Here is a 4917-nt window from a genome sequence, read left to right on the forward strand (position 1 = left end):
ATGGTGGGGGCCACGGCCAGGGTGTTGCCGCGCAGCATCTCGGCGTGCACCTGCACCAGGTAGGCGTCCGCCTCGGCCCGGGTGGCGAACGTGGCCGGGCCGGTGCGCCGCTTGCCGTCCGGTCCGGTGTACCGGGCCCGGAACCGACCCGAGGGCAGCTGCGCCACCTGACCGAACGACCGCCGACGATCCCCGGGACGCGTCCGCCGGCTCATGCTGCCACCAGCCAGGGCACCAGACGGCGGGCCAGCTCGGGGGCCACCAGCAGCACAGACCAGTCCACGCCGGGCAACAGCTCGGCAGGATCGGCGGCGCAGTTGCCTCGCCAGGCTTCGGCGTCGATGTCGGTCAGCCGGTGGCAGCTCACGCATTGCGGGGTGTAGTCCTCGGGCGTGGAGGAGTAGACCAGGCGGCGGGCCACCATGCACAAGTCACCTCGGCCCGGGATCAGTGACCAATGGGCGGCCCGATGGGCGCACGTGGTGCACCGATAGTCAGATGCCGGACCGTACCGGGTCACGATGCGCAGATGCGCGGCGAAATATCCGACATTCTGGCCCTTCCATGCCCGGGCCCGTTCCCCGGTGACCTCGGGATCGACGGGGATAGTCCCGGCACGCTGCGCCCGGAGATAGCAGGGCTCGCACAGACCAGCTCCGACGTAGCGGGACCGCCGGGGACAGCCAGGTGAAGCGCAGAGATGGGCAGCAGGGGAGTCAGTGGTGGTCATCGGGTGCACCTGGGCAGAATCGGGGCGGATTTTTGATGGATTGGGGGCAAAATCGGACCGGTCCGTTTTTTTGTACAGATTTGGGGGGAAACGGACAGGGAGCGCGGGGTGTCCAGCGGTCCGGGAACCAGAAAAACGGGTCACGATGATTCGGCCGGTCATGCCGCCATCACCTCGGTCCCGATGTTCGGGTGATCAGCGATCAGGCCTCGAAGCCGGTCAACAGCCTTGATGATGTTCCGCCGTCGTCCGTCCGGTTCGGTCAGGCACTCGGTCACCAGGCGCACGGCCTCGGCTCGGTCCACACCATCGACGGTCAGACCTTCCACCAGTACCGCGAGCCCGTGGCCGTTGACCTGGGCTCTGCCCTCGGCCACCTGCATCATGGCGGCGGTGCTCTCACGGTCGAGAGCGGTACCCGGGGGAAGGGTAAGGGTTAGGGATAAGGGAGGTACTAGCAAAATCGGACCGGTTAGCGATACAGAATCGGACCGGTTAGCAGGGTGGTTAGGGGGGTGGTTAGCAGGGTGGTTAGGGGGGTGGTTAGCAGGGTGGTTGGACGGTACAGAATCGGACCGGTTGGCCGACAGAATCGGACCGGTTGGATTCTGCCTGTGGATAACTAGGCGGTGCACGGTGGTGGAGCGGCCACCACGGGACTCGAAGACCTGCACCAGTGCGGGCCGATCCACGGTCGCGGTGGTGAGTCGTCGCATGGATTCGTGCACCGCATTGACGCGGCGGCCGGTGGAGGCTGCCAGCGCGTTGCGGGTGACGGCGAACGTCTCCCCGTCCGGTGATGCGGCGGCGGCCACCAGCAGCACTAGCCGGTCCGTGATGGTCCGGGTCCAGTGCGCGGGGAGCGCGGCCACCTCGGGGACGGCAGGGCGGGGCCCGGTGGCGCGGACGATCAGCCCGGCCATGTCCTCGGGGACCGGGGGCAGGGTGAGCTGGTAGCGGTTCGGTGCGCCGCGTATGCGGTAGGTGCGCACCAGCTCGCGGTCCTCGAGCTGGTAGATGCTGCGGCGTAGTGAGCCGTGGTCAGCGACGGCGGACCAGGCGGCCAGGTTGTCCATGCCGGGTCGGCAGCTGGTGCTGTCGGCGTAGGTGTCCAGGGCCAGCAGGGCCAGCACCAGGTGTGCGGTCGGGGTCAGTCCACGCACGGCCAGGGCCGGGGCCAGCAGCGGGCGCGGCCCGTCAGCCTTGAGCCGGCCCGGGGGGCGGGCGTCAGCGGTGGCGGGCGTGCTCATGCGTGGCGGCCAGCCAGGGGGCCAGCGGTGGCGGGGTGTGAGCTGCGGTCGATCAGGTCAGCCAGGGCACCGGCGCGGACCAGGCGGCGGCCGTTGATGCGCATGACTGACAGGCTGCCCTCGGATTCCAGCCGGTCGGTGGTGGTCATCGAGACGCGCAGCAGGCGCACGGCCTGGGCGTAGGTCAGCAGGGCATCACGGTCTAGATCAGACGGGGCGGGCGCGGCTGGTGCTGCGGGGTCGTGGGCGGTGAGGTAGGCGTCCAGGGCGGCGCGGCGCACTAGGATGCGGTGGCCGAAGCGGACCACCGGCAGGACGCCGGTGTCGATGCGGCGGTCCAGGGTGGTGGTGGTGACGGCGGATACTGCGGCGGCCTCGGCACGGTTCAACAGCGTGTAGGCGTCCGGCAGGGCCGGGGATGGGGCGTGGAGTGTGTGGGCGGGGTAAGGCATGACGGTGGTTCTCCTGCGGCCGCCTGAGGGCGCGGGAGCGTCTGCCGGTAGTGGTTCGGGGGCGGGCCAGCCGTTAGGCGGCCACGGGGACGGCTGCGGCCGCGCCCGATACCGGCGGGGCCGGTGCGGGGGGCGCGGACGTGAGCACAGTCGTGGTCAAGGCCAGCAGGTCAGGCGGCGGGGGCCGGTCCTCGGCGGTGTCGTGTCCGGCGGGGCGCGGGCCGGTGGTGTCCGGCTCGGTCAAGGCGGGCAGCTCGGCCAGCGGTGGACGGTGAGAGTCCAGCCAGGTGGATGCACACGCGGTCACCTCGGCGGAGAAGTACAGCCTTTCGGCGATCCGGGCGAAAATGGCCAGGGCGGCGAGATTCTGGCGGCAGGGGTCGTCGGCAGGAAGAGTATCAAGCAGGGCATCCAGCATGGCCTGTTCGCCGGGGTCCAGCACAGTTGTGCCCGCCTCTTCCGACGCCATGCGGACGGCGTATTCCCAGATCCGACCGGCGGAGTTCCGGGACGTGTCGAAGTTGAGCACGTTCAGAGGATGCCCCGGCGGAATCTCCCCTGCCCACGGGATAACCCACGTAGCACGCCTAACGTCGAAGCCAGCAGGGGCCAGCCCAGAGGCCACCGGCGCGGTGCCGGTGGCCGTGGCGGCGTGCCCTGTGGTGGTCATACGCATATGGTGCCATAACGTCCGGACAACCTAACCCGCTGCCCTGTGGATAACCGGCCTGGGCGTCATCCCGCCACGGCGGTCAGGTGTGCACCGCCGGGCATTGCCACGGGCACGGTGGGATCGAGGCTGGCGACGACGGGGCGCAGGGTGGCGGTGTCCAGGGAGACATAGCGTTGGGTGATTTGGGGGTTGGCGTGGCCCAGCAACCGTTGCACGGCGTAGAGGTCGCGGCAGCGGGCATATGCGGTGGTGGCGAAGCGGTGGCGCAGAGTGTGGAGGGTGTAGGGCTCGGGCAGCACCCGGGATGCCAGCCGGGAGACAACCCCGGGGGTCAGGTGTCCGCCGTTGCCGTTGGGCAGGAGCCAGCTGTCCCCGCCGGTGCCGATGAGTCGGGCCAGTGATTCGGTGATGGGGATCATCCGTTGCTTCTGGCCCTTGCCGTGCACCAGCAGGGCGTAGCCGTCCGGGGTGTGGTGCACGTCGTGGGCGTGCACGGTGGCTATCTCGGTTCGGCGTAGTCCGGCCTCGGCGGCCAGGCGCAGAATCATGCGGGTGCGCTCGTCGGCCACGTCATAGGCCTGGGTCAGCAGGTGATCGGGGATCGGTCGGGGCAGGCCGGGGCGGGCCTTGATGCGGGGCAGCTGGCGGGCCGGATTGGTGGAGGTGCGCCCGGTGTCCACGGCCCAGTCATAGAACCCCGTCAGGGTGGCGCGGGTGCCGCGCCGGGCGTCGCGTCCAAGGTCGCGCCCGGCCATCCAGTCCACCAGCTCGGTGCCGGTGACTTCCCACGGCTCGCGGCCCTCGAAGTGCTGGGCAAGCTGGTAGAGCCGGGATCGGTACGTGGTGCGCGTGGTGGCCGGAACGGCGGCGGTGACCAGGTGTTGCAGGTACTCGCCTATGGCCTTGCCCCATGCTCCGGTCGGGGCCGGGCGCGGCGCCGGTCCAGGGCGGCGGCGGGCCTGGGCCGGGGCGTGGGGGCAGTCGCGGACGGTCAGCCCGGCCGTGGGATCGGCCGTGGTCCGTCCGGTGTCCTGTGCCCATTGGTAGAACCGGCGCAGTGTGGTGAGGCGGTTCTGCCATGTGTGGCGGGACGGGGCGCTGGCGTTGAGCCAGGCGGCCAGCTCGGGGCCGGTGATGGCGTAGGGGCTGGTGCCGGGCATGTCCTCGGCGGCGCGATTCAGGTGTTGGCGGCGGGCGGCGACGGTGCTGGCGGTGGTGGCCTCGGCGGCCAGGTGGGCCAGCCAGGCGGCCGTTTCGGCGGTCCAGGTACGGCGGTCGGGTGTGCTCATGGTCGGGGGTCCTGTCAGGCGGTGCGGGAAATGACGGTCAGGTGCCCGTGGGCGCGGGCGGTGTAGCCGGTGGGGATGGTTCCCGGTTCGTCCGGGTCCAGGGGGGCCGGGGCCGGGAGGTGTGCGGGCGGGGTCCGGGTCAGTCCGTCCGTGGGGTCGATGCCGTGGCCCAGCACCTCGGGGAAGGTGGCGGCCAAGGTGCCCAGTGCCCGGCGGGCCATAGACCAGGCGGCGGTGTCCGGGCAGGTGTCCAGGGCGGCGGTCAGCACCTCAGTGGTGACCTCGGCCGGTGTCACCTCGGCCAGCGGGCCGGTATTCAGCAGCCGGTCCAGGGCGTCCACCAGGTCATCGGTCAGGCCGGGCTGCAGTCCCATGGAGCGGAGCCCGGCGGCGTGCCCCTCGGCCAGCTCGGCCCAGCCCGGGCCGTGCGGCCGGGGCCTGTGTGTGACGGGTGTGGGCGTCGGGGTGTCTGGTGTCAGTGGTGCGGGCCCGGGCTCGGTGGGCGGTGGTGGTGGTGTGGGGG

General features: G+C 71.0%; 5 protein-coding genes and 2 pseudogenes. All 7 read right to left on the reverse strand.

The window, feature by feature from the left end:
* Window positions 1–215 (reverse strand): annotated as a pseudogene (locus AB0K08_RS16830) (site-specific integrase); the annotation flags it as partial.
* Window positions 212–424 (reverse strand): hypothetical protein, encoded by a 213-nt coding sequence (locus AB0K08_RS16835; RefSeq protein WP_363356477.1) that lies wholly within the window; start codon window positions 422–424, stop codon window positions 212–214. The gene AB0K08_RS16835 and the pseudogene AB0K08_RS16830, both read right to left, overlap by 4 nt.
* A gap of 464 nt (window positions 425–888) precedes the next feature.
* The gene (locus tag AB0K08_RS16840) at window positions 889–1980 is read right to left on the reverse strand and encodes a hypothetical protein (RefSeq protein ID WP_363356479.1); all 1092 of its coding nucleotides are present in this window, start codon (window positions 1978–1980) and stop codon (window positions 889–891) included.
* Window positions 1977–2432, reverse strand: coding sequence for a hypothetical protein (locus tag AB0K08_RS16845; RefSeq protein ID WP_363356481.1), 456 nt, complete (start codon window positions 2430–2432; stop codon window positions 1977–1979). Before AB0K08_RS16845 ends, AB0K08_RS16840 begins: the two co-directional genes overlap by 4 nt.
* A gap of 73 nt (window positions 2433–2505) precedes the next feature.
* On the reverse strand, window positions 2506–2961 hold the full coding sequence (locus tag AB0K08_RS16850; protein WP_363356483.1) for a hypothetical protein: 456 nt from the start codon (window positions 2959–2961) through the stop codon (window positions 2506–2508).
* 206 nt (window positions 2962–3167) lie between these two features.
* Complete coding sequence (locus AB0K08_RS16855) at window positions 3168–4394, reverse strand: tyrosine-type recombinase/integrase (RefSeq protein ID WP_363356485.1); 1227 nt, start codon at window positions 4392–4394, stop codon at window positions 3168–3170.
* Window positions 4395–4408: 14 nt separating this feature from the next.
* A pseudogene (locus AB0K08_RS16860) lies at window positions 4409–4917 on the reverse strand (hypothetical protein); the annotation flags it as partial.

It is taken from the genome of Citricoccus sp. NPDC055426 (genome assembly GCF_040677445.1).
Taxonomy (GTDB): Bacteria; Actinomycetota; Actinomycetes; order Actinomycetales; family Micrococcaceae; genus Citricoccus.